Source organism: Streptomyces sp. MB09-02B, from assembly GCF_033794485.1.
Classification (GTDB): Bacteria; Actinomycetota; Actinomycetes; order Streptomycetales; family Streptomycetaceae; genus Streptomyces.
The window spans coordinates 1-2,957 of record NZ_JARGEE010000686.1; the positions used below are offsets into that span (position 1 = coordinate 1).

The 2,957-nt window shown below is 71.5% G+C and carries 2 protein-coding genes and 1 pseudogene; 2 read left to right on the forward strand and 1 reads right to left on the reverse strand.

The genetic code is table 11. The annotated features are described in order from the left end of the window. The first annotated feature begins 101 nt into the window (after positions 1–101). A complete protein-coding gene (gene cyc2 / locus P1P70_RS42820) occupies positions 102–2,309 on the forward strand; it encodes a germacradienol/geosmin synthase Cyc2 (RefSeq protein ID WP_319247643.1) in 2,208 nt (735 codons plus the stop codon). A gap of 45 nt (positions 2,310–2,354) precedes the next feature. On the opposite strand, the gene P1P70_RS42825 is transcribed toward cyc2, so the two are convergent. After that, positions 2,355–2,492 carry a hypothetical protein gene (locus P1P70_RS42825; RefSeq protein WP_319247644.1) on the reverse strand — a complete coding sequence of 46 codons (138 nt, stop codon included), beginning with the start codon at positions 2,490–2,492 and terminating at the stop codon, positions 2,355–2,357. 111 nt (positions 2,493–2,603) lie between these two features. On the opposite strand from P1P70_RS42825, the pseudogene P1P70_RS42830 reads away from it, so the two are divergent. Continuing rightward, positions 2,604–2,957: pseudogene (locus tag P1P70_RS42830) on the forward strand (hypothetical protein); the annotation flags it as partial.

Here is a 2,957-nt window from a genome sequence, read left to right on the forward strand (position 1 = left end):
GGGTAGGGGCGGCGGGGGCGAAAAACCCAAGGTTCACGCGATGGTGTGATCATCTGCGCCCATCCGGATGCCGGCCGGAGGCCACGGGTAGGGCCCCGGCCATGACGCAGCCGTTCGAACTCCCGCACTTCTACCTGCCGTATCCCGCGCGGCTGAACCCGCACCTCGAAGAGGCCCGCGCGCACTCCTCCGCGTGGGCCCGGGAGATGGGCATGCTGGAGGGCTCCGGCGTCTGGTGCCAGGCGGACCTGGACGCGCACGACTACGGTCTGCTGTGCGCGTACACCCACCCCGACTGCGACGGTCCGGCGCTCTCGCTCATCACCGACTGGTATGTGTGGGTCTTCTTCTTCGACGACCACTTCCTGGAGCTCTACAAGCGCACCCAGGACCGCCTCGGCGGCAAGGCCCACCTCGACCGGCTACCGCTCTTCATGCCGCTGGACCTCGCGACCCCCGTACCGGAGCCGCGGAACCCGGTGGAGGCGGGCCTCGCCGACCTCTGGGCGCGTACGGTGCCGTCGATGTCGATGGACTGGCGCCGTCGTTTCGCCGTCTCCACCGAGCACCTGCTCAACGAGTCGATGTGGGAGCTGTCCAACATCAACGAGGGCCGGATCGCCAACCCGGTCGAGTACATCGAGATGCGCCGCAAGGTCGGCGGCGCGCCCTGGTCGGCCGGTCTCGTCGAGTACGCGACCGCCGAGGTCCCGGCCGCCGTCGCGGGGGCGAGGCCGCTCAGGGTCCTGATGGAGACGTTCTCCGACGCCGTCCACCTGCGCAACGACCTGTTCTCGTACCAGCGGGAGGTCGAGGACGAGGGGGAGAACAGCAACGGCGTCCTCGTCCTGGAGACCTTCTTCGGCTGCGGCACCCAGCAGGCCGCCGACACCGTCAACGACATCCTGACCTCCCGGCTCCACCAGTTCGAGAACACCGCGCTCACCGAAGTCCCCGCTCTGGCGCTGGAGAAGGGCCTCACCCCGGCCGAGGTCGCCGCCGTCGCGGCGTACACGAAGGGGCTCCAGGACTGGCAGTCCGGCGGCCACGAGTGGCACATGCGGTCCAGCCGGTACATGAACCAGGGCGCCGAATCGGCGCGCGGCCCGCTCGACCTCGGCGGCGCCGTCCTCTCCGGCCCCGCCCTCCTCGCCCAGCCCGGCTTCGGTACCTCCGCCGCCGACGTGGGCGCCCTGCTCGCGACCGCCGCCGCGGAACGGCTGCGCGCCCACACCCATGTGCCGTACCAGAAGGTCGGACCCTCGCAACTCCCCGATTTCCACATGCCGTTCCAGGTCGAGCTCTGCCCGCACCTGGACGGTGCCCGCCCTCGCCTCACCGCGTGGATGCACGCGATGGGCATGCTGAGCGAGGGCGTCTGGGACGAGGAGCGGCTCGCCGCCGCCGACCTGCCGCTCTGCTCGGCGGGCCTCGACCCGGACGCGACCCCCGACCAACTCGACCTCAGCTCCGCCTGGTTGGCCTGGGGCACCTACGGCGACGACTACTACCCCCTCGTCTTCGGCCACCGCCGCGACCTCGCCGCCGCACGTGTGACCACGGCCCGGCTCTCCGACTGCATGCCCGTCGACGGGGAGCCGGTCCCCGTCCCGGTCAACGGCATGGAACGGGGCCTCGTCGACCTCTGGGCCCGCACGACGGCGACGATGACCCCCGACGAGCGGCGCGGCCTGAAGCAGTCCGTCGACAAGATGACGGAGAGCTGGGTGTGGGAGGTGTTCAACCAGATCCAGAACCGGATCCCCGACCCGGTCGACTACCTGGAGATGCGGCGCGCCACCTTCGGCTCCGACATGACCCTCAGCCTGTGCCGGATGGGCCACGGCCCACGGATCCCGCCCGAGGTCTACCGCAGCGGCCCCGTCCGCTCCCTGGAGAACGCGGCCATCGACTACGGCTGGCTCATCAACGACGTCTTCTCGTACCAGAAGGAGATCGAGTACGAGGGCGAGGTCCACAACGCGATCCTCGTCGTGCAGAACTTCTTCGGCTGCGACTACCCGACCGCGCTCGGCGTGATCCATGACCTGATGACCCAGCGGATGCGACAGTTCCAGCATGTCGTCGCCCATGAACTCCCGGTCGTCTACGACGACTTCGCGCTGTCCCAGGAGGCGCGCACCGTCATGGACGGCTATGTGACCGACCTGAGCAACTGGATGTCCGGCATCCTCAACTGGCACCGGCAGGTCGACCGCTACAAGCCCGAGTTCCTCGCCCGCCGGGCCCATGGCTTCGTCCCGGACCGGCCACCGGTGCTGTCCTTCACCCCGGCGCACGCCGGCTGAGCCGTCGGCGCTGCGGTCCTCGTCGGCCGGGTGGACGTCCGTCGGTCACGCCTGCCGGCGCTCCGCCGCCCGGGTCGCGTGCTCGACCGCGGCCCGGGCGCACGCGCGTACGATCGCGTGCGGGTGGCTGCCGTCACCGGCCGGCTCCGGCTGGAAGAGCGTCGCCAGGAAGCCGCCGGACACGGGCTGACCGTCCTGCGCTGGATGCTCGATGTGACGGGGCGTCAGTCTCACTCTTTCGTGGCTCGTCGTGCCGTGGTGCCCCGGGTAGGTCTCCGGCCGGAGGTGGCCACCATGGAACAGACAGCGTTGCGGCCCAAGCCCATGCCGGGCGGGGAATCCGCCGGCGACCGCCCGTCCGGCCCGGTCCGGCGCCCGCACGCCGCGCCCCGCCGCGCCCGGCAACGGCTCGTCACCCTGCTGCTGGCCCTGGTCACCTGCGCGGCCCTCGTGCTGTCGGGCGTCGGGCTGGGCACGATGGGCGCCACGGTGATCGGTACGAGCAGGCTCGCGGAGCTGCGGGAGAGGGTGCCGGGTGTGCGGGGAGCCGCCGCCCGCCCCGACGACCGGGCGCCGGACGGCGTCCCCGAGTCGCGCCAGGGGCAGGGGAGTTCGGCGCCGGCAGTCGCCGTGGCGCCCACCCGTCCC

Bases quoted from the DNA above. Each gene is read 5' to 3' on its own strand.
- cyc2 (WP_319247643.1), top strand. From the start codon at position 102: ATGACGCAGCCGTTCGAACTCCCGCACTTCTACCTGCCGTATCCCGCG.